This is a genomic window from uncultured Holdemanella sp. (genome assembly GCF_934772795.1).
In the GTDB taxonomy this organism is placed as follows: domain Bacteria; phylum Bacillota_I; class Bacilli_A; order Erysipelotrichales; family Erysipelotrichaceae; genus Holdemanella.
This window is the reverse complement of record NZ_CAKVMR010000041.1, coordinates 1-19,529: the sequence shown is the minus strand read 5'-3', so window position 1 is coordinate 19,529 and position 19,529 is coordinate 1. Positions and strand designations below refer to the sequence as shown.

Annotated in this window: 24 protein-coding genes; 6 read left to right on the top strand and 18 right to left on the bottom strand. The window is 34.7% G+C overall.

Annotation, left to right across the window (positions count from 1 at the left end; all coding sequences use genetic code 11):
* Positions 1–752, bottom strand: a 752-nt coding sequence (locus Q0F04_RS08225; protein WP_295752198.1) for an Rpn family recombination-promoting nuclease/putative transposase, incomplete at its 3' end; no start/stop codon positions are given.
* A 403-nt stretch (positions 753–1,155) separates the two neighbouring features.
* On the opposite strand from Q0F04_RS08225, the gene Q0F04_RS08220 reads away from it, so the two are divergent.
* Genes Q0F04_RS08220 through Q0F04_RS08210 form a run of 3 tightly spaced genes read left to right on the top strand, consistent with a single transcriptional unit; the run spans position 1,156 to position 3,109 of the window.
* Positions 1,156–1,842 (top strand): DUF975 family protein, encoded by a 687-nt coding sequence (locus tag Q0F04_RS08220; RefSeq protein WP_295752195.1) that lies wholly within the window; start codon positions 1,156–1,158, stop codon positions 1,840–1,842.
* Between the two features lie 12 nt (positions 1,843–1,854).
* Entirely contained in the window at positions 1,855–2,355 is a 501-nt protein-coding gene (locus Q0F04_RS08215) for a flavin reductase (RefSeq protein ID WP_295563743.1), read from the top strand.
* Positions 2,336–3,109, top strand: a complete 774-nt coding sequence (locus Q0F04_RS08210; protein ID WP_199519713.1) for a polyphenol oxidase family protein — start codon at positions 2,336–2,338, stop codon at positions 3,107–3,109. The genes Q0F04_RS08215 and Q0F04_RS08210 overlap by 20 nt, the downstream gene beginning before the upstream one ends.
* A gap of 7 nt (positions 3,110–3,116) precedes the next feature.
* Here Q0F04_RS08210 and Q0F04_RS08205 read toward each other — a convergent pair whose 3' ends face one another.
* Both Q0F04_RS08205 and Q0F04_RS08200 read right to left on the bottom strand, forming a co-directional pair.
* Complete coding sequence (locus tag Q0F04_RS08205) at positions 3,117–3,401, bottom strand: hypothetical protein (protein WP_117572169.1); 285 nt, start codon at positions 3,399–3,401, stop codon at positions 3,117–3,119.
* 113 nt (positions 3,402–3,514) lie between these two features.
* A complete protein-coding gene (locus Q0F04_RS08200; protein WP_295752191.1) occupies positions 3,515–3,781 on the bottom strand; it encodes a hypothetical protein in 267 nt (88 codons plus the stop codon).
* Positions 3,782–3,927: 146 nt separating this feature from the next.
* Between Q0F04_RS08200 and Q0F04_RS08195 the strand changes: the two genes are divergently transcribed.
* Together Q0F04_RS08195 and Q0F04_RS08190 are read left to right on the top strand one after the other, a co-directional pair.
* Positions 3,928–4,695 (top strand): DeoR/GlpR family DNA-binding transcription regulator, encoded by a 768-nt coding sequence (locus Q0F04_RS08195; RefSeq protein ID WP_295752188.1) that lies wholly within the window; start codon positions 3,928–3,930, stop codon positions 4,693–4,695.
* A 3-nt stretch (positions 4,696–4,698) separates the two neighbouring features.
* Positions 4,699–5,457, top strand: coding sequence for a DeoR/GlpR family DNA-binding transcription regulator (locus Q0F04_RS08190; RefSeq protein ID WP_295752185.1), 759 nt, complete (start codon positions 4,699–4,701; stop codon positions 5,455–5,457).
* Between the two features lie 11 nt (positions 5,458–5,468).
* Here the strand turns inward: Q0F04_RS08190 and Q0F04_RS08185 are convergent, their stop codons facing one another.
* Positions 5,469–6,629 (bottom strand): cation diffusion facilitator family transporter, encoded by a 1,161-nt coding sequence (locus tag Q0F04_RS08185; RefSeq protein WP_295563748.1) that lies wholly within the window; start codon positions 6,627–6,629, stop codon positions 5,469–5,471.
* Between the two features lie 133 nt (positions 6,630–6,762).
* Between Q0F04_RS08185 and Q0F04_RS08180 the strand changes: the two genes are divergently transcribed.
* Positions 6,763–7,614 (top strand): HAD-IIB family hydrolase, encoded by an 852-nt coding sequence (locus Q0F04_RS08180; RefSeq protein ID WP_295752183.1) that lies wholly within the window; start codon positions 6,763–6,765, stop codon positions 7,612–7,614.
* Positions 7,615–7,633: 19 nt separating this feature from the next.
* Here Q0F04_RS08180 and Q0F04_RS08175 read toward each other — a convergent pair whose 3' ends face one another.
* The 14 genes from Q0F04_RS08175 to Q0F04_RS08110 all read right to left on the bottom strand — a co-directional run.
* A complete protein-coding gene (locus Q0F04_RS08175; RefSeq protein ID WP_295752180.1) occupies positions 7,634–7,825 on the bottom strand; it encodes a hypothetical protein in 192 nt (63 codons plus the stop codon).
* 76 nt (positions 7,826–7,901) lie between these two features.
* Positions 7,902–8,084, bottom strand: a complete 183-nt coding sequence (locus Q0F04_RS08170; RefSeq protein ID WP_199519714.1) for a hypothetical protein — start codon at positions 8,082–8,084, stop codon at positions 7,902–7,904.
* Between the two features lie 66 nt (positions 8,085–8,150).
* Complete coding sequence (locus Q0F04_RS08165; protein ID WP_003866160.1) at positions 8,151–8,537, bottom strand: DUF956 family protein; 387 nt, start codon at positions 8,535–8,537, stop codon at positions 8,151–8,153.
* A gap of 18 nt (positions 8,538–8,555) precedes the next feature.
* Positions 8,556–9,473: a PTS system mannose/fructose/sorbose family transporter subunit IID gene (locus tag Q0F04_RS08160; protein ID WP_295752177.1), complete on the bottom strand. Its 918-nt coding sequence runs from the start codon at positions 9,471–9,473 to the stop codon at positions 8,556–8,558.
* A gap of 23 nt (positions 9,474–9,496) precedes the next feature.
* On the bottom strand, positions 9,497–10,315 hold the full coding sequence (locus tag Q0F04_RS08155; RefSeq protein ID WP_295752176.1) for a PTS mannose/fructose/sorbose transporter subunit IIC: 819 nt from the start codon (positions 10,313–10,315) through the stop codon (positions 9,497–9,499).
* Between the two features lie 18 nt (positions 10,316–10,333).
* Positions 10,334–11,314 carry a PTS sugar transporter subunit IIB gene (locus Q0F04_RS08150; RefSeq protein WP_295752173.1) on the bottom strand — a complete coding sequence of 327 codons (981 nt, stop codon included), beginning with the start codon at positions 11,312–11,314 and terminating at the stop codon, positions 10,334–10,336.
* Positions 11,315–11,514: 200 nt separating this feature from the next.
* Entirely contained in the window at positions 11,515–12,348 is an 834-nt protein-coding gene (locus tag Q0F04_RS08145) for a PRD domain-containing protein (protein WP_295752171.1), read from the bottom strand.
* A gap of 5 nt (positions 12,349–12,353) precedes the next feature.
* Positions 12,354–14,393: a PTS transporter subunit IIABC gene (locus Q0F04_RS08140; protein WP_295752168.1), complete on the bottom strand. Its 2,040-nt coding sequence runs from the start codon at positions 14,391–14,393 to the stop codon at positions 12,354–12,356.
* A 131-nt stretch (positions 14,394–14,524) separates the two neighbouring features.
* On the bottom strand, positions 14,525–15,109 hold the full coding sequence (locus tag Q0F04_RS08135) for a methyltransferase (RefSeq protein WP_295752165.1): 585 nt from the start codon (positions 15,107–15,109) through the stop codon (positions 14,525–14,527).
* 1 nt (position 15,110) lies between these two features.
* A complete protein-coding gene (locus Q0F04_RS08130) occupies positions 15,111–16,025 on the bottom strand; it encodes a transketolase C-terminal domain-containing protein (protein WP_288522743.1) in 915 nt (304 codons plus the stop codon).
* Positions 16,025–16,873: a transketolase gene (locus Q0F04_RS08125; RefSeq protein ID WP_295752163.1), complete on the bottom strand. Its 849-nt coding sequence runs from the start codon at positions 16,871–16,873 to the stop codon at positions 16,025–16,027. The genes Q0F04_RS08130 and Q0F04_RS08125 overlap by 1 nt, the downstream gene beginning before the upstream one ends.
* A gap of 49 nt (positions 16,874–16,922) precedes the next feature.
* Entirely contained in the window at positions 16,923–17,294 is a 372-nt protein-coding gene (locus Q0F04_RS08120; RefSeq protein WP_295752161.1) for a hypothetical protein, read from the bottom strand.
* Between the two features lie 78 nt (positions 17,295–17,372).
* Positions 17,373–19,199, bottom strand: coding sequence for a 1,4-alpha-glucan branching protein GlgB (gene glgB / locus Q0F04_RS08115; RefSeq protein ID WP_295752158.1), 1,827 nt, complete (start codon positions 19,197–19,199; stop codon positions 17,373–17,375).
* 147 nt (positions 19,200–19,346) lie between these two features.
* The coding region (locus tag Q0F04_RS08110; RefSeq protein ID WP_295752155.1) for a hypothetical protein at positions 19,347–19,529 on the bottom strand (183 nt) is incomplete at its 5' end.

The window sequence follows — 19,529 nt, the reverse complement described above, 5'->3', positions numbered from 1 at the left end:
CCTTGTTCAAAACCCTGCTTGATACCCATCTGGATTCCTTTGTTTGTGGATTCTTCAAACATTTCATCTAATGCTCTACACACTTTTACATCTCCCTTCTCGCTTTTGTTGTAGATACTCAATAACTCTTTGTTCTTTGTCACTACATACGCAAAATACAATGCATCACGATTAAACTCTCGATCTAGATCTTCTTTTAATATCTGCTTTCTATAGATCATGCGCAATAGATCAAAGAAGTCCTGTGTTGCCTTTTCACCTGTATTATACTTGTGATTTGTGTTTAGCTCAATCAGATTCAGTTGAAACTCATTGAACATAGCTTCAAATCCAGGATGAATGATTTCTAGTTCACTTAGCTTTTTAGCGGCACTCCACTTGGATTCACCCACATACAAGACAACGGTTAAAATCATGGGAAGTCGAGTATTTTTCGGAACATGCTTCTTAAAGTTTTGACGAATATAACGCATACGAGCTACACTCTCATATTCCATGACTCTTGCGACCATGGAAGGATCCACATAGCTTTGACTTTCAATCACGAACAGATCTAAATATGTACCATCCTCATATCGTTTGATGATATCCACATGCTTGCTTGAAACATTCATAACAAGTTCACTGTTTTCATCCTTAAGATATTCAGGCTTTAATACTTGCTTCCCATCAAATAAAAGCGCATTGAAGATCGAGACAAAGTTTTTGGGTTGTCCTAAAAACTTCTTAGACTCAATATCAATCGAATTCAAGATAATTCCTCCTTTCTTATCTCTAGTACGAAATAAATGGAGGTTTTTTCAGAAAAGATGCATATTTTGATAATTTCACATAATTCAATCGGATTTCACAAGATTTACCAAAGTTATAAGAAAATTATGACAACATGGAATGATATTCTATAAGTGCCTTAAAGATAAGGCAATGAATATAGAAATAAACCAATATTCATATCTCTCTCCTAAAAATAATAATAAACAAAAAGAAACCATTCTAGACGCCAACACTAGAATGGTTTCTTTGTTTCTAAGCATACACATTACATACTTTAATCACAAAACGCATCAACGCACATAACTCTTTATATGTTTCTTTTCCACATTATTCATTTTCTTATGTGATAAAATTAAAATATAAGAAAGAAGGTGACTACCTATGTGGAATCGACAACAAGTTAAAGAACAAGCCAAACAAACCATGAAACGCAACTATTGGAAGATGTTTGTGGTTACGTTGATCGCATCAACATTGACTGGTGAAAAAACAACCATTATTGAAAGAGTACAAGACTTTGCGTCAAACAATCTTTCTTATGATGCACAACCTATGTTTTATTCATCCAATTTCCAATATATATTTTATTCATTCATTTCTGTTGCCAGTATTTTAGGTATACTCTATACAATCTTTATTGGTAATGTCATTGTAGTTGGAAAAAGTGGATATTTTATTAAGAATCATGATGAGAATCCTGAACTTGGTGAAATCTTTAAAGGGTTTAAAGGCAACTATTTAAATGTTGTGAAAATCATGTTCTTAATGGATCTAAAAACCCTACTATGGCTATTCCTATTTATAGTGCCTGGAGTGATTAAGGCATATGAATATTCTATGATTCCATATCTATTGGCAGAAAATCCAAATCTTTCTGCTTCTCAAGCCTTCTCTTTATCTAAACAAATGACAACTGGACAAAAGATGGATTTATTTGTCTTAGATTTATCTTTTTTAGGATGGATCATTTTAGGCTTAATTTGTTGCGGAATTGGAATTCTATTTGTACTGCCTTATCCAGAAGCTACAAAAGCCGAGGTTTATTTGATTTTAAAACAACAAGTATAGGAGGAAATATGTATGTTTAAAAAAGTTGATATTCACAGTCTAAGCTTCAATCCTTTTGATAAGATTGGAAAAGACTGGCTACTCATCAGTGCTACAAAAAATGGCAAGACCAACACTATGACCGCTTCATGGGGAACGCTTGGTCACTTATGGAATAAGGATGTTGCGATTATCTTTATTCGTCCACAAAGATACACAAAAGAATTCGTTGATGAAAGTGATACATTCACCCTATCTTTCTTTGATGATAAACACAAAGAACTATCTTACTTAGGTACAAAATCAGGTAAGGATGAAGATAAAATTTCAAACGTGAATTTCCACGTTGAAATGGTAGATGGAAACCCTACATTTAAAGAAGCTAAAGAAGTTTTTATTTGTAAAAAAATCTATGTTGGAAAACTAGAAAAAGAACATTTCTTATTACCTGAAATCTACGAAAAGAATTATCCACTCGATGATTTACACTATGTATATATTGGAGAAATTACAGATGTCTATTCAAACAAATAAGATTATTCATATTAATAATGATCATGTCTTTGGAGCTACAACACTAAAAGACATTGCACTTCCTGAAAAGAACAATACCGCACTACATGTTTGTATCGATTCAGAAGCTGTTATGATCAACCGCAAAAGATTGGCTAAAGAATTAAATATGCCACTAGATAACTGGGCACTTCCTTGGCAAAAGCATACAAACAATATGGCCAGAGTTACTTCTAGTGATAAGGGTAAAGGTGCCTACAATAAAGATACAAGCATTATGAATGTAGATGCCGTATATACTACAGAACCAAACATTCTTATTGGCGTATTTACAGCAGATTGCTTAGGCATTCTTGTAGTTGATGAAACGACACCATGCATATGTGCCATTCATTCCGGATGGAAAGGTACAACATTAGAAATCACAAAAAAATGCTTGAGCGAATTAATTGAAAAAGATTTGATTCACCCTGAATCTTGTCACGTGTATTTTTCTCCAAGTATTCAATATGATTCTTTAGAAGTTGGTATGGAAGTTGTTGAACAAATGAAACATATCAGCATTGACACAACTCCATTCATTCGTTATATGCCAAATGAAAAAGCCTATATTGATAATCAAGGTATTAACATTGAAATGTGTAAAGAATTAGGTATTCCCGAGAAAAACATTCATCCAAGTAAATATGATACAAAAAAAGAGCTCGACACTTGTTTCAGCTATCGTAATGATAAACAAACAGGCGAACACTTTACATTTGGATATATTAAATAAACCCAAGTTAGCAACTTGGGTTCTTTTGTCTTTCGCGAAGACGATTATCTAAATTGACCTTGCGATAGATTTCGGCATGCAGTTCATAGAAATCCATAGATTTCAACATATCCTTTTTTTCCTTCGAACAATCCGGTCTGTCTAGGTAGTACAAGAACTGTGAATCTTGGCACATATAGATAACTACGGCAAGTCCACAATCGAGGACATACGTTCTGGCATAAACATTTTTTTGATTATGAACTAGTTCTCTAGCGAAATCTTCTGGTTCAAGATGGACGACTGTACACATTTCTTATACCTCCTTTGACATTTGCATTATGTATGAATTATTGAATCTTCTCAACAGTTTAACTAAATTATTTGGTTTTCCAAGTTTTTATTTATGATTCAAAAGATTTTAAGTTATTTTGAGTTGGCTACAAAAATTTTAATCTTTAACGCTATTTCTTGTCTCAATTCCATTACATTCATTTTTCTTAATTTTTCTTTTTTAGAAACATCAACATCTAAACGATCCAAATAATAAAAATCATCACCTACATAATATCCATATACAATGCCGGCAATACCATTATCCAAAACAATTGGTGTGGGAATCAATTGTTCCTTATTTTTCATCATTGCCTTCGCAAAATCTACTGGATTTAATCGAACTACCATATCTATCACACGCTTTCTTTAGACAATCTCATTATGATAGAAAAGCATTTGAAATACATTAAATTATCACAAATAATTTGTATTCCAATTTATTTGTTCATTTTCAAAATATTTCATCTATAATTTAGTTGGATACAAAAGAAAAAGGTGAAATTATGTCAAAGAAAAAAGAAGAAAGACAACTTCAGATTCGTCAAATTCTAGAAGAAAAAGAGAAAATAAAAGTTACGGAACTCGCTAAATTACTTTCTGTCACTCCCGAAACACTACGCAAAGATTTAAGTGAACTACAAGAAAGAAAAATAGTAATCAAAGAACATGGCTATGCCAAGATTCAAAGTTCTTCTGTCGAGACGTTTGTCGAATTAAAAGCACAAAAAAACAAGGAAATGAAAAAAGTTGTGGCTCTAGAAGCATTCAGCCGAATTGAAAATGGTATGATTGTATATTTAGATTCAGGAAGTACAATTCTAACTGCCATAAGTGCTCTAAAGAATAAGAACGATATCACCATTGTCACCAATTCCATTCTTGTAGCTTATGAATGTGCCAACATGAATTTAAATATCATTATGGCAGGCGGTTTATTATTTAATATAGGAAAAAGGACCTATGGACATTTCGCAACTGAAATCATTGACCATTTAAATATAGATCTAGCTATTATGGGAACAGATGCCTTCGCAGAAAAGAGTCATGGATTCACAACCATTTCTGCCGATGAATTAGGTTTTAAAAGACATGTCATGAATCAATCCGCACAAAAGATCATGATCAGTGATGCGAGTAAAGTTAATAATAAGGCCGATATTGCTCCCTATGCCTTTTGTAAGTTTAATGAATTTGATGAATTCATCACAAACCATTTAACACCCGAACAATATGATGTTGTAAAAACAATTAAGAAAGTAACACAGGTGTAGCTTATGTCCAAAAAGAAAGATGAAAGACAATTCAAGATTCGTCAACTTCTACAGGAACACCACAAAATCAAAATATCCGATTTAGCTACTTATTTCAACACTTCAAGTGAAACTATTCGTAAAGATATTATTGATCTCGAAGATTCCAATATTATAAAAAAAGAACATGGCTATGCCATCCTTTTAGAAGAACCAGATGAAATGCCCATTTCATTAAGAAATCAAGAATATATCGAAGAAAAGAAACAAATTATGAAACAAGCCTGTACCTCTATCAAAGAAGGCATGATCGTGTACTTGGATGCTGGAAGTACATGTCAAGCAGGCATTCCTTTTCTTCAATCCATCCAAAATATTACAATTGTGACTAACTCCATTTTTATAGCCTACAAATGCGCAAGACTTAATATGCACGTTATACTCATTGGTGGAAACATTTCCAACAATGCCTATCGCTCTTATGGAAACCTCGCCAGTGAAACTATAGATTATATTCATATTGATGTTGCGATTTTAGGAACCAAGGGATTTAAAGACAACGATGGATTTACCACTTATGAAAATGAATATGGATTAAAGCGACACATTCTTCAACAAAGTGAAAAAATCATTGTGGTAACAGACCATAGTAAGTTCAATATTCAGCCTGAATGCACGTATTGTAAATTTAAAGAAGTAGATGTATTTATTTCAAACACATTAACTAAAGAAGAAAAAGCACAAATCCAAGTAATCCCAGAAATAATAGAGGCAGAAGTTTAAACACTTCTGCCTTATGCGTATGGATGATCAATTGTGAGTACTAAATAAATCTTTTTATTCGATTGAATATGTTTTAGAAGCATTGCCTCAATTTCTTCCTGCGTATATTTTTCTTCAAATGGAATCACCAAATCAAACACCAAATTCACATGTGTTGGTCCAGACACAATTCTAAAATCATGAAATCCCCATTTCGGATCAATTTGATGAATGGCTTCGACCACTTTTGCACGATACAACTCCGTTTCTGGATCATTTACCTTTACTGGATCCATATGTAAAACCAAATCAATATTCATATTCTCTTTGACTTCACGCTCTATATTATCAATATGATCATGCGTTTCAAAAATATCTTTTGAAGAATCCACTTCTACGTGAGCACTCGCAAAAATCTTATTTGGACCATAATTATGCAGCATCATATCATGCACACCTAAAATTGCAGGATGGGCCATGATTCTATCTACAATATTGTGTACAAGTTCAGGATCCGGTGCTTCTCCAATTAAAGAATTGATCATATCTCTTAATAAGCCATAAGCTCCATAAAGGATAATCCCAGAAACCACAATACCCATATAGCCATCTAAATTGAAATGTAAAACAGGAGACAACAATGTCGATACAAGTACGGCTGTTGTTCCACATACATCACTAATGGAATCCAATGCAGTAGCTTCTAATAAACTTGAATCATATGTTTTAGATAGTTTCTTATTGTATGTATACATCCAGAATTTTACGATAATAGAAATAATAAGGATAATGACAGACACAATTCTAAAATCAATACTTCCTGGATGAATCACTTTAGAAATACTTTCTTTTGCGGTTTCAAAACCTAAAACTAAAATCAATATACCTACAAACAAGGACGCAATCGTTTCCGTTCTTTCATGACCAAATGGATGATCTTTATCTGCCGGTTTATTGGCAAGATGAAAAGATAGAATCGAAATGATGTTTGATCCAGCATCCGTTAAGTTATTTACACCATCGGCTTGAATAGATACCGAATGTACAATGGTACCAATCACAAATTTAATCACAAATAAAAATAAGTTATTAAGAATTCCAACGATTCCCGATAATTTACCAACACTCGTTCTCACACTGGCATCTTTTGTATCTTGATAATTCTTTATAAATCTACGCACTAAAAAATTCATTATTACCACCCTCAGTCTATAAAGTATAGCTTACTTAAAGAAGAAACACAAAACGAAACAGGTAGTATTATATAACTTTCAAGTTGAAACTTTTTATGAAATCGTATACATTTTAGATAATGGAGGTACATTTATGATTCAAAAAATTGAGGTCTTAGCTGCCGACGTTGATATGACCCTAAGTTCTAAAGGCAGTCCCTTACCTGAAATCACAATATATGCTTTAAAAGAACTTCATGAAAGAAACGTAAAAATTGGTTTGGCAACCGGAAGAGAAATCACTGAAATGGAAAAAACAAAAGGAATCTTTTGGAATCTAGGCTTTGAATTTGATTTTATTATCGGAATGAATGGAGGTATGATCTATGATCGTAACCTAGAACAATCATTTACGATGGACATGTTGAGCATTGAAGAAATGAAGGAAGTTCTAACTTTCTTGATGCCAATCATCGAAGAAAATAAAGTATCCGTAAACGTAGAAGGAAATCAACTACGCAATGTTATGAATATCAGCGAAGATTTATTGGATATGGCCAAACGAAAAAACATTTTACTCGTTGACAAAACAGGTGATATTGATGGATTCTGTGAAAAACCTGTTTATAAATTCTTATTTAGAACAGATTCAGAAACAACGCAGCTTATCCGCGATAAAGTAGAAGAACAATATAAAGGCAAATACCAAACAATTGAAACATTCCCAGGAACTATCGAATTAATGTATAGTGGTTTCTCCAAAGGAAGAGGTTTAGAAATGTATTGCGAATGGAACAAAATCAACCTAGAAAACACGATTACGTTTGGCGATAATGAAAACGATAATTCTTTACTACTCACAAGTGGATGGGGCGTATGCCTAAAAGATGGCAATCCAAACACAAAAGCATTGGCCGATGACATTACCGATTATGATTGTCTTGAGGGTGGTGTAGGACATTACATATTTGATCATCTATTAAACAACAAGGATGTGGAATTCTAAAGTTCCACACCCTTTTTCATTAAAAGAACATTAAATAATAAATTGGTAAATAAATGATTTTACCCTTCTGACTTATTGTTCTCTCATTCGATACAACATACCTTATGATATATGTTTTTCCAATTTGACGTGCTCCATCCACTAATAATATTTTATTTGATCCACTCTTTAAATGTTGTTCAATTGTACGTTCGATCTTTCGATAAAGCATATTTCACCTCCGAAATGACTTTTCAATATAATTTAGAGCTTATTTTTATGACTTTTCAACAATTAAAAAAGATGACCTAAGCCATCTTCAATTCTAATTTTGCTTTTTTAAGAATTTCATTGAAGTTTTCAGATGAATCTGTAAGAACCTTACGAACATCAATCTTAATTCCCATAGATACGGCCTTTGTACATACAACCTTTCCTTGAGAGTGTGCCATTGAACCTAAGTTCAATTCTTTGTTGGCTGGTTTATGCATCTTGTACTTTTTCGGATTAAAAGAAAGAAAACCCAATCAACATAATGCTGACTGGGTTAATAATACTTAATTGTTTGAATGTAGTAATTTATTTGGAATATACATTAAACCGCGTTTAAACACATCCCAAAAGCTTAATGATCGAAGCATTCGATCTGCAGGTACATATTCTCTTATAGCACGAAGTGTTTTTTTGTTGTCTTTTGTAGAGAAAGTAAAGTATGTTTTCTCATTTATGAAAATCACAAATCGAGAAATACTTTTGTTGAATAACACACTCGCTTCTACTCGATCAATTGTATCCCAAGGAATTTGAATACAATCTTCAACATTTCTTTCATTGTAGAATTCAAATGCTTTATTTCCAACCATGACATTCCCATTGGAACTCAATCCCGCAAAAGATGTTGCCTTGATTGTTAAATCAACTTTTGAATTTAATGATTGTGCCATATGTACCTCCTTAAGCTATTACATAATTCCAATTACACGACCAACAATACCAACTACGAATAATGCGATGATAATTGTGATTGGGGAAACTTTCTTCTTCAATAATTTACAGCATAATAATGTTAATAATAAAGCTGCAAGTCCTGGAATCAATGAATCTAAGTTTTGTTGTAAAGTTGTAACTTTGATTTGATTTAAACCAGTAGCTCCTAATGAAGAATATTGTTCTAATGCACTCTTAATACCGTCTGCATTTCCTTGAATTTGTGACCAGTCAATGTATGCACCTTCAGATTGAGTAACACTTGAAACAACTGGTGTAAATGAAATACTTACCCAACGTTGAACCAATGCACCAATGATAAACATACCTAAGATACTTGCACCTTGAGTGATCTTTCCAAGAAGTCCACCAGACATATCTTCAGCAATTTTAGTTCCTACATTGTAACCAAATTCTTGTGTATACCACTGAAATGCTAAACGGATTACGTTCCATAATACGAAGAATAAGATTGGTCCTAAGATATTTCCACTTAATGCCAAAGAAGCACCTAAAGCACCTAAAATTGGACGCATAGTAAACCAGAATACTGGGTCACCAACACCAGCTAAAGGACCCATCATACCTACTTTAACACCTTGGATTGCAGTATCATCTACATTTTCACCATTTGCTTTTTCTTCTTCCAAAGCAAGAGTAACACCCATTACTGGACTTGATACATAAGGGTGAGTGTTATAGAACTCCATGTGACGTTTTAAAGCCGCAATTTGATCTTCCTTGTTAGGATATAATTTCTTGATTGCAGGAATGATTGAATAGCACCATCCACCATTTTGCATACGTTCATAGTTCCAAGAACCCTGAAGGAATTGATGACGCCACCAAACTTTTTTACGATCTTGTTTAGTTAATGTAATTTTTTCAGCCATTTTCATTTACCTCCTTCAAAATCCTAGTAGTCATTCAAGATGTCGCCTAATGGATCACCAGAACCAGTATTTGATCCTCCACCACTATTTTTAGCAGCATCTTTCAAACCTAAATAAACGATTGCGATAACAACACCAATTACACCTAAAGCAATTAATGTAAATTCACTTACACAAGCAAATACGAAACCTAAAGCGAAGAATGGCCAAGTTTCTTTTGTAGCCATCATGTTGATAACCATTGCATAACCAACAGCAGCAACCATTCCTCCACCAACTGTCATACCACCAGATAACCAAGCAGGCATTGCATTTAATACGCTTGTTACAGCTGAACTAGGTACGAAACATAAAGCAGCAGCAGGAATCGCAATACGAATACCTTGTAAGCAAATACCAACAATTTGCCAACGGTCGATTGCACCGAAATCACCTTTTTCAGCAGCAGCATCCATGAAGTGAACTACTGGAATTGCAAGTGTACGGCAAAGCATAGTTAAGAATAAACCAGCAACTGATAATGGAATAGCTACGGCAATGGCTGTAGAAATAGCAGCAGTAGTATCTGTTGTTCCACCATTTAAACCTAAAACCATGATAATTGCAGAAGCAACTGAAGCTAGTGCAGCATCTGGTGCAACCGCTGCACCAATGTTTGCCCAACCTAAAGCCATCAACTGCAAAGAACCACCTAACATAACACCTTCTTTTAAGTGACCAGTAACCAAACCAATTAATGTACATGCTACTAATGGTTGGTGGAATTCATATTGGTCAAGAACCCCTTCCATACCGGCTAAGAAGGCAACAATTATAACTAAAATAACGCTAATCGCTGACATAATAATCTCCCTCTAAATTTACTTTAATTCTGTTTTTGCTTTTTTAAGAATTTCATTGAAGTTTTCAGGTGAATCTGTTGGCACCTTACGAACATCGATTTTAATTCCCATTGCTAATAACTCATCAAATGTTTTTACATCATCACTTCCCATAGCTACGGCCTTTGTACATACAACCTTTCCTTGAGAGTGTGCCATTGAACCTAAGTTCAATTCTTTGATATCAACTCCACCTTTGATAGCTCTTAATGCATCTTGTGGTGTTTCAAACAACAACATTGCTTTTGTAGCTCCAAAACGAGGATCCTTTGCGACCTGGATCATCTTGTCGATTGGAACAACATTCGCTTTTACTCCTGGAGGAGCTGCCTGTTCGATCATGCTCTTTCTTAATTTGTCATGAGCTACATTATCACTTACAACAATGATACGGTTTGGTCCAACAGTCTTTGTCCAAGCTGTTGCTACCTGACCATGAAGTAAACGTGTATCAATACGTGCTAATCCGTATTTGATATGTCCATCTCCAAGTACTGTTCCTTCTGGAATAGCACCTTGTGGAGCTGCACTTACTTCTGCTTTCTTTTCTTCTTTTGGTTCTAATTCTTTTGGATTGATTTGAACACCCTCTTGTGCAGTCTGCATAACGTGCGCTGCAATTTCGTGTGCTTTCTCCATTGAGAATCTAGAAGCATACGTTTCAATTAACATAGGCAAGTTCAATCCTGTGACAATTGCCCATTTGTCTTCGTGACCATCTAACAAAGCACTTGCCTGATTGAATGGAGTTCCTCCCCATAGGTCAACTAAGAACAATACTTCTTCTTGGTTTTCAAAAGAAGCGATCGCATCTTCCATCTTCTTTCGAATGTCTTCAGGTCCTTCACTAGGCATCAAAGTACAAGGCTTTACATTGGCTTGTTCACCAAAAATCATAGCTCCTGACTGGAAGATACCATTCGCAAATTCACCATGACTTGCAAGAATAATTCCTACCATATATTTTCATCCTTTCTTAGAAATTCAATACGCAAAAAAAGACAGACATATACATTTAAACTGAAGATATACAATAAACCAATAAAGATTATATCTTCAATCAAAATAGTAAATGCCTGCCTAACCAGTTACACGCTATTGAATATTCACTTTTTACACAAGAAATGTACCACCATCTGAAAGCGTTGTCAACAAGAAAATCAAGAAGTTATCGTACTCGACAAAATTCTCTCCAAGTGCAAAGCTAAATAACCCAACTCTGAATCCGGCAATTCTTTATGCAGCACACGACTCAATTGTTCACATAAAACACGAGCCTGTTCATAAGCAAACGGAAACTTTTCCTTTGTGAACTCTGTAATATCCATTTGTAATTCCTCATCATTATTCAGTCTCAATAATAAAAACTTAATATGATTCATTAAGCGAATATAAGACAATGAATTCGCATCAATACGAATATTTAAATCCGCCTGTAATTTTTTGAAAAACTCACGAATCACACGCATAACTTCCATCGACTGTCCTACTTTATTCACCGATATAGCCGAGTGAATGTGCAAAGTGATAAACGCAATTTCATCTGCATTAATTTCTTCATGCGTATATTTTTCAATTACATCCTTTGCCTTTAATGCCACTGAATACTCATCGGGAAACACAAGTTGGATGTCCATATTAAATGGATTCGATGGAAAATCCTTCTCTTTAATTCTTTTTACCGCAAAATAAATATGATCTGCCAAAGATAATAAAATGTCATGTTCTACTTTACCAAATTTTTCTTTCGTTAAAGTAATAATTTCAGATGCAATCTCAATATACATCGGGTCAATGTAATCAAAAATATTGTTTGACTTCTGCTTCGCCTGATATGACTTTTGCATCTTATACTGCTTTGCGTTACGAGGAACATCCACTTGTTCCCCTTGTTTTTTACCAAATCCAATACCCTTAGACATCACAATTATTTCTTCGTTTTCTTTTGACACCAAGATTGTATTGTGATTCAAGATTTTTAATATTTCACACATATCCATTATCCTTTTACCCTTAATATCATATCATGACATTGCATTTTTCCATACTTCTTTTCTAATTCAGCACCATCATTTATTTTCGTAAATACAACAATAATATTCTCATCCAACGCATTTTCTTTGATATACTTTAAATCTGCATTCCACAATACGTCTCCAGCTTTTACTTTCTGGTTTGGTTTTACCAACAATTCAAAACCATTGCCATTTAATTTCGCCGAATCCGTACCAAAATGAATCAAAATCTGTGTATTATCATCGATTGTAATACCAATCGCATGTTTTGTAGGATAAATCATTGAAATAACACCATCACACGGCGCTACAACGACACCATCAATTGGACGAATCATAATACCATCACCCATCAATTTATGCGCAAACATAGAATCGGATGCTTCCTCTATAGGCATGACCTCACCATTTACAGGGCATTCAAGTTCCAACTGTGTTTTAGTTTCTAAAACAACTTCTTTATCCTCAAAATCATAACTTTCCGGCACATTCAACATATACTCATCCAGTTTTGTCTTTATATTCGAAGCCTGAGGGCCATAGATAATTTGAATCGCATTTGGATGACACATAATAGCTGCAGCCCCTGATTTTTTTAACACTCCTTCATTTATTAAAGTATCATCGTGAATTGTAGCCCTTAATCTTGTGATGCAACAATCCAAATCTGTAAAGTTACTTCGACCACCTAAGCCTTGAACTATCATCTGACTTCTTGGATCAATCAATGATTTATCAAAACTAAAATCGTACTTCTTCTTATCAAAAACCTTAATACTTTCTTCTCTTCCCGGCGTTTTTAAATCACATTTCACAATTAAAAATTTAAATACCCCATAATAAATAAAGAAATATACTAGACCAAGTAAAACTATAACGATCCAATTTGTCTTCGCATTTCCCTGTAAAATTCCAAACAATGTAAAATCAAGCAATCCGGCCGAAAAAGTAAATCCAATCGCAACCTGTAAAGCTTGTGCAACCACAAAACATGTGGCAGCCAAAAATACATGAACAACATATAATAATGGCGCCACAAACAAGAAAGAAAATTCAATCGGCTCTGTAATTCCTGTTAATGCACTCGTTAAAGCCGCTGAAAGTAATAGGCTCGCCGTCTTTTTCTTAGCCTCTGGATTTGCGCACTGATACATAGCCAAGGCTGCTCCAGGCATTCCAAAAATCATGAAAATAAATTCTCCCGAGAAAAACTTAGTTGCGTTTACACTAAAATGAGTCACACTTGGATCCGATAATTGCGCAAAGAAAATATTCTGTGCCCCAGATACCATTGAACCATTCACCATTTGTACACCACCTAAGGCACTTTGATAGAATGGCATGTACCAAACATGATGCAAACCAAAAGGAACTAAACTACGCTTAATAACGCCATAAATAAAAGTTCCAAAATAGCCAGAATCCGATATCAATCGGCCTAAATTATAAACACCATGTTGTAATGGTGGCCAAACAAAATACATAAACACACCCACAAATACATATGTAACGGCACAAACAATTGGAACAAAGCGTTCTCCTTCATAAAAGGAAATCACATTTGGCAATTGGATCTGATAAAAACGATTATGTAGATAACTCACACCAAGTCCAACTATAATTCCGCCAAACACACCCATTTCAAGCGACAACATACCGCATACCCAAGTAATGGAGCCATCTAAAACCTGGCCTGAAACCACACCATTCACTATACTTCCATCTAAACAGAGTAATGCATTAATTGTGGCATGCATCACAAAAAAGGCAATAATAGCTGCAAGTGCAGCCACTTCTTTTCTTCTTTTCGACATTCCTAACGCAATAGAAACCGCAAAAATCAATGGTAGATTATCAAATAAAATATTGCCAACTTTTTTCAATAAAATTAAAACACTATATAAAAAGGTTCCTTGCCCTAATATAGAACTCAAATGCAACGCCATTATCGTTGTTTCATTGGTCAAAGAACTTCCTACACCCAAAAAAATACCTGCAACAGGAAGTACTGCAATAGGTAACATAAAGGATTTCCCCATCCTTTGTAAAAAGCTAAAAACATGATGTTGTTTCATTGATTAACACCTCTACTGTATTTATGATGATAAATGACATTTGTCAAAAAGTCCATAAGAAAAAAGGTAATGAAGAATCATTATCTTGAAATCTTCATTACCCAATAACCCTTATCACGAGCCATTTTTTCTACTTCATAGCCTTTTTCTTGTAAATAATGGATTGCACTTTGTGCACCATGCTGCTTACGCATTACGATCCAGAAATGACCATCTTCCTTTAAATGTTCTAAGCATTGATCAAACAACGAATAAATCATCGCTTTTCCCGTACGAATCGGTGGATTCAAAAGAATACAGGCATACTGGCCTTCATTCACACCCGACTGACATAGTATCTTTGCCTTACGACGATATTTTTTCATATTTGAATCTGCAAGCTGACAAGCTCTTTGATTCACATCAATCATCGTCATTGCGGTATGCTTCCAATACTCCATTAAAATCAAGGCAATCGGACCAATTCCACAACCTAGATCCAATGTGCTTTCTGGTTCAGATTCATTGTCGAGTACCGTTTCTAAAAGAATACGCGTACCTTCATCCAATTTATCTTTACTGAAAACTCCAGCATTTGAATTTAACTTATATGTAAAATCACGAAAATGTATCGTAATTTCTTCTGGTGCATCTTTTACAACATCATTTGTGAAATAGTGTGCCATACTACTTTGTAGCTGCTTCTACGATTGCATCTGCATCAATTTTGTATTTTGCGAATAATTGAGCTGGTTTTCCACTTTCACCAAATACATCCTGAACACCAACACGAACAAGTTTACATGCTGTTCCTGCTTCCGCTAATACTTCTGCCACAGCACTTCCTAAACCACCAATAATTGAGTGTTCTTCGCAAGTTACGATTGTATCATGCGTTTTTGCAAGTTCAATAATCAATTCTTTATCGATTGGTTTAATTGTATGGATATTTACTACAGTTGGAGCTGTTTCCATTTTCTTAGCAGCTTCTAAAGCTTCTTGAACCATTAGTCCAGTAGCTACTAAAGCAACTTTTTCACCTTTTTGTAGAACTACACCTTTTCCTAGTTCAAATTTATAGTCGTCGCCATTTACGCTTTCAACACCACTACGACCTAAACGAACGTAGCAAGGGCCATCAATTTCAGCTACAGCTTTACATGCTTGTTTAGCTTCATTATAGTCACATGGAACGATAACTTTCATACCTGGAATACCACGCATTAAACTAACATCTTCAATACATTGGTGGCTTGCACCATCTTCTCCAACACTAATACCTGCGTGAGATGCACAGATTTTAACATTTAATTGTGGATATCCAATACTGTTACGGATTTGTTCGAATCCACGTCCAGTCGCAAACATTGCGAAAGTAGATGCATACGCAATCTTACCACTAGCTGCAAGACCTGCCGCAACACTCATCATATTTCCTTCGGCAATTCCCATGTCAAAGTGACGAGAAGGATCTACTTTTTTAGCTTCTCCACTCTTTGTACTACCAGCTAAGTCCGCATCTAATACAACGACATTTTTATTTTCAACCATTAATTCTTTTAAAGCATCACCATAAGCGACACGTGTAGCTACTTTTGCCATTATTCTGCCTCCAATTCTTTCATTGCAGCATGGTATTGTTCTTCATTTGGTGCTACTCCATGCCATCCTTGTTGATCTTCCATAAATGAAACACCTTTACCTTTAATTGTCTTCGCAACAATTACAGTTGGCATTCCTTTTGTTTCACGAGCTTCTTTTAATGCAGCACGCAATTGATCATAATCATGACCATCTACATTGATTACGTGGCAGTTGAAAGCTTCGAATTTTTTATCCAAAGGATAAACACTCATAACTTCATCTACGTGACCATCGATTTGAAGGTTGTTGTTGTCAACAATAATACATAAATTGTCTAATTTATAGTGGGCTGCTGACATTGTAGCTTCCCATACTTGTCCTTCTTGGCATTCACCATCTCCAAGTACAGTATAGATACGGTGATCGTTTTTATCTAATTTATTTGCTAATGCCATACCTACAGCACAAGAAATACCTTGTCCTAAAGATCCTGTAGACATATCTACCCCTTCTACATAATTCATATTAGGGTGACCTTGTAAACGTGAATTGATAGCTCTGAAAGTTGTCAATTCTTCTTCGGGAAGGAATCCCTTTTCAGCAAGTACTGCATATAAAGCCGGACTTGCATGTCCCTTACTCAATACAAAACGATCACGATCCAATGTATTTAAGTTTTCCTTATTAATATCCATTTCTTCAAAGTATAACTCTGTTAAAATGTCAGTTGCACCTAAACTTCCACCCGGGTGTCCACTTTGGGCACTATACACTTCTTTCACAATATTTCTACGAATATTTTTTGCGTGCAATGCAAGTTCCTTGTTTTCCATAATATTTACGCTATCTCCTTTTTGCGCATACATTATAACAAACTTTTTGCCACAATACACCCCCTACAAAAAGTCAATTATTTCACAAATGCTTATCTTGCCACACATAAGCTGCATCATTGATCAATTCTATGTCATTTTGACTAATCCCAATCAATTCCAACACTTCAAATATGTCCATTCCTTTTTCAAATAGCTTATCAAAACAATCCATCCTAGCATTTGTCTTTTCTTGTTTGATCACTTTCTCTAACACTTCTTGAACTTGATCTGATTGAGCACGATAAAACATTCCATCCATCTTTAAGGCAAGTTTTTCATCCACATCCGAAAATAAAGCTCTTAAAGTTTCAATATCACAACCCCGATTCAACAAAAGTAAATAAAAGCTACGAATCTCCAGGTTGTACACTCGCTTGCGAAACAGTTCAAATTCTACATCTAATTTTTCCATTTTTTTGTTCTCCTTTTTTCTACACTCTCTTATACGTAAAAAAAAGAAATTTCACCAAAAAAAAGTGAGAAATTAATCTCACTTTTCAACTTCATAAATCATGGCACCAAAACTAGGCACATTTACTTCAATCATATATGGCTGATTGTGTCTTGATAAACGCATAGCCTGCACTTCTTGAGGTACGTGATCTTTTATATTTCCATTGTATTTATCCCACTCTGTATTTAAGATTTCTTTATATTTTCCTTTGCAAGGAACACCAAACTGTTGGTGATCATATGGATTTGTTGAGAAATTCATAATAATAACGAAATCTTTCTTTGAACCTCTACGAATAAATGAGAACGTATTCTGTCCAACATTATCAGCATCGATCCAGCAGAAACGACTTGGATCATAATCTTGATCAAAGAACGCATCATTTTCTGTATAGATCTTACCTAAGTCTTCACATAAGTGTTCAAACGCATCGTGCATTGGATAATCCAACAAGAACCAGTCACAGCTCTTTTGTTCGTCCCATTCACGCAATTGACCAATTTCATTACCCATGAAATTCAATTTTTTACCAGGGTGCGCAAACATATATACATATAATGCTCTTGCCTGGGCAAACTTATCTTCATAGCTTCCCCACATCTTATCTACAATGGTTGCCTTGCCATGTACCACTTCATCGTGACTAAATGGTAAGATAAATCTTTCTGAATAGAAATAAGCCATTGAGAAAGTAACATCATGGTGATGCCACTTACGATAGATTGGATCTCTTTTTAAATAAGATAATGTATCATTCATCCAACCTAGATCCCACTTATAGTCAAATCCTAAGCCACCCGCATAACTTGGTTTTGTGACATTAGGGAAATCACTTGAATCTTCCGCAATCAACATAATTTTTCCTTGATGTGCTTCATTCAACAAGTGATTCATACGTTTCATGAAATCACATGCTCCTTCATTCACACCATTATTCTTATTTCCATGCCAGAAAATCGCATTACTGATTGCATCCATTCTTAAACCATCTACATGATAAACATCTATCCAGAAATTAGCTGCGGACATCAAGAATGAACGAACTTCTTCTTTCCATAAATCAAAGTTAGCAGTTCCCCATTCGCTATTCGCATCTTCTGGTTTTGAATATTCATATAATGGTGTTCCATCAAACATTCCTAAGGCATAGTTATCCTTCACAAAGTGCACAGGCACAAAATCCATAATAACGCCAATTCCCGCTTCGTGAAGTGCATTCACAAAGTGCATTAATTCATGATTTGTTCCATAACGAGAAGTACTTGAAAAATAACCCGTACATTGATAGCCCCAAGAACCATCAAATGGATATTCACATAGTGGCATTACTTCTACGTGTGTAAAGTGATGTTTCTTACAGTGCTCAATCAATTCCTTCTCAATTTCATGATACTGTACAAACTCTTCATTTTCATCATCTTTTCTCCATGAACCAACATGCATTTCATAAATATTCACAGGAGAATCAAAGCCCTTATTTCTTTGATTCAACCATTCTTTGTCAGTCCATCCATCATAGCTTAAATCCGATACAATACTTGCCGTGTTTGGTCTTAATTCACTATAAAAAGCATATGGATCCATTTTATCTACCAATTCACCATTTGCCTGCCACACACGATATTTATAAGAATCCTTATTCTTTGCACCTTCTACAAAACATTCCCAAATCCCACGTTTATCTTTTTTCATTTTGCTCGCTTGATCATCCCAGTCATTAAATGTACCAATGACTGAAATATTCTTTGCGTTTGGAGCATACACTCTGAAGCGAACCCCATTAGCTTCTAGGTGTGCACCAAAAATATTATAAGCATGTATGTCACGCCCTTCAAAAAAGGCTTTTGTCTTTCTTTGATCCATAACGATATAACCTCCGTATATATATTTTATACCGGAACGCAAGAAACTTAAAGCATATTTTTCAGATTTTGAAAACGCTTACCAAATATCGAAAAAGATGCAACCTTAACTTTGCAGAATTTGTATAACTAAAAAATAAAAGAAGCATTAGTAGCTAAATTCACCAATGCTTCTATCGATATATTTTTCATCCATATCAAATTGTTTTAATATCAATTTCTGCTTTGCAGTTAATGCATATTTTCTTCTGTATTTACCAACACTGTTTCTTGTACATTCAATATTTTCAAGCTCTGATATCATTCCTGGAACCGTATATGCTTTACGGTT

Excerpts from the sequence above, each read along its gene's own strand:
- Q0F04_RS08150 (WP_295752173.1), bottom strand. The coding sequence starts at position 11,314 with ATGGTAGGAATTATTCTTGCAAGTCATGGTGAATTTGCGAATGGTATC.
- Q0F04_RS08180 (WP_295752183.1), top strand. The coding sequence starts at position 6,763 with ATGATTCAAAAAATTGAGGTCTTAGCTGCCGACGTTGATATGACCCTA.
- Q0F04_RS08185 (WP_295563748.1), bottom strand. The coding sequence starts at position 6,629 with ATGAATTTTTTAGTGCGTAGATTTATAAAGAATTATCAAGATACAAAA.
- Q0F04_RS08165 (WP_003866160.1), bottom strand. The coding sequence starts at position 8,537 with ATGGCACAATCATTAAATTCAAAAGTTGATTTAACAATCAAGGCAACA.
- Q0F04_RS08120 (WP_295752161.1), bottom strand. The coding sequence starts at position 17,294 with ATGGAAAAATTAGATGTAGAATTTGAACTGTTTCGCAAGCGAGTGTAC.
- Q0F04_RS08160 (WP_295752177.1), bottom strand. The coding sequence starts at position 9,473 with ATGGCTGAAAAAATTACATTAACTAAACAAGATCGTAAAAAAGTTTGG.
- Q0F04_RS08130 (WP_288522743.1), bottom strand. The coding sequence starts at position 16,025 with ATGGCAAAAGTAGCTACACGTGTCGCTTATGGTGATGCTTTAAAAGAA.
- Q0F04_RS08155 (WP_295752176.1), bottom strand. The coding sequence starts at position 10,315 with ATGTCAGCGATTAGCGTTATTTTAGTTATAATTGTTGCCTTCTTAGCC.
- Q0F04_RS08220 (WP_295752195.1), top strand. The coding sequence starts at position 1,156 with ATGTGGAATCGACAACAAGTTAAAGAACAAGCCAAACAAACCATGAAA.
- Q0F04_RS08210 (WP_199519713.1), top strand. The coding sequence starts at position 2,336 with ATGTCTATTCAAACAAATAAGATTATTCATATTAATAATGATCATGTC.
- Q0F04_RS08140 (WP_295752168.1), bottom strand. The coding sequence starts at position 14,393 with ATGTTACCTATTGCAGTACTTCCTGTTGCAGGTATTTTTTTGGGTGTA.
- Q0F04_RS08215 (WP_295563743.1), top strand. The coding sequence starts at position 1,855 with ATGTTTAAAAAAGTTGATATTCACAGTCTAAGCTTCAATCCTTTTGAT.
- Q0F04_RS08145 (WP_295752171.1), bottom strand. The coding sequence starts at position 12,348 with ATGTGTGAAATATTAAAAATCTTGAATCACAATACAATCTTGGTGTCA.
- Q0F04_RS08190 (WP_295752185.1), top strand. The coding sequence starts at position 4,699 with ATGTCCAAAAAGAAAGATGAAAGACAATTCAAGATTCGTCAACTTCTA.
- Q0F04_RS08135 (WP_295752165.1), bottom strand. The coding sequence starts at position 15,109 with ATGGCACACTATTTCACAAATGATGTTGTAAAAGATGCACCAGAAGAA.
- Q0F04_RS08175 (WP_295752180.1), bottom strand. The coding sequence starts at position 7,825 with ATGCTTTATCGAAAGATCGAACGTACAATTGAACAACATTTAAAGAGT.
- Q0F04_RS08125 (WP_295752163.1), bottom strand. The coding sequence starts at position 16,873 with ATGTATGCGCAAAAAGGAGATAGCGTAAATATTATGGAAAACAAGGAA.
- Q0F04_RS08195 (WP_295752188.1), top strand. The coding sequence starts at position 3,928 with ATGTCAAAGAAAAAAGAAGAAAGACAACTTCAGATTCGTCAAATTCTA.
- Q0F04_RS08170 (WP_199519714.1), bottom strand. The coding sequence starts at position 8,084 with ATGCATAAACCAGCCAACAAAGAATTGAACTTAGGTTCAATGGCACAC.
- Q0F04_RS08205 (WP_117572169.1), bottom strand. The coding sequence starts at position 3,401 with ATGTGTACAGTCGTCCATCTTGAACCAGAAGATTTCGCTAGAGAACTA.
- glgB (WP_295752158.1), bottom strand. The coding sequence starts at position 19,199 with ATGGATCAAAGAAAGACAAAAGCCTTTTTTGAAGGGCGTGACATACAT.